Here is a 620-nt window from a genome sequence, read left to right as displayed (position 1 = left end):
CTCCAGGGCGACGGTTTATCGCCCCCGAGCCCTAACGCTCCCCGACGACGAGTTGAATCTTTGCTCGCTGATAGACGAAGAATTCACGCGCCACCCGTTGTATGGGAGCCGGAGGATGGTGGTGATCCTCAAGCGGCAGGGGTGGGCGGTCAACCGCAAACAAGTGCAGCGATTGATGCGCATGCTTGGGCTGGCGGGCATGGCGCCAGGCCCAGGCACGGCGGTTCAGCACCCCGGTCACAAGGTATATCCATACTTGCTGCGCGGTGTGGCTATCGTTCGACCGAACCATGTGTGGAGTACAGATATCACCTATATCAGGCTGGCGCGCGGCTTCGCGTACCTGGTGGCGATCATCGATTGGTATTCCAGGCGCGTGCTGGCCTGGCGCATCAGCAACAGCATGGACGCCTCATTTTGCGTGGACTGTCTGGAGGAGGCGTTGGTCGGTCATGGCAAGCCCGAGATCTTCAACACCGACCAAGGAAGCCAGTTCACGAGTCTGACGTTCACGGGCGTGTTGAAGCGGGAGAGCGTGGACATCAGTATGGATGGCCGGGGCCGTGCCTTGGACAACATCTTCGTGGAGCGCCTGTGGCGCAACGTCAAGTACGAGGACG

The 620-nt window shown here is 60.5% G+C and carries 1 protein-coding gene; it reads left to right on the top strand.

The genetic code is table 11. The features are described 5' to 3' along the window. Positions 1 to 620 (top strand): IS3 family transposase (locus tag ACP7EY_RS24010; protein WP_426197764.1); only part of this gene is annotated, 620 nt, incomplete at both ends.

The organism is Massilia sp. DWR3-1-1 (genome assembly GCF_049898325.1).
Classification (GTDB): Bacteria; Pseudomonadota; Gammaproteobacteria; order Burkholderiales; family Burkholderiaceae_D; genus JAFCUW01.
This window is presented reverse-complemented; position numbering and strand designations above follow the sequence as displayed.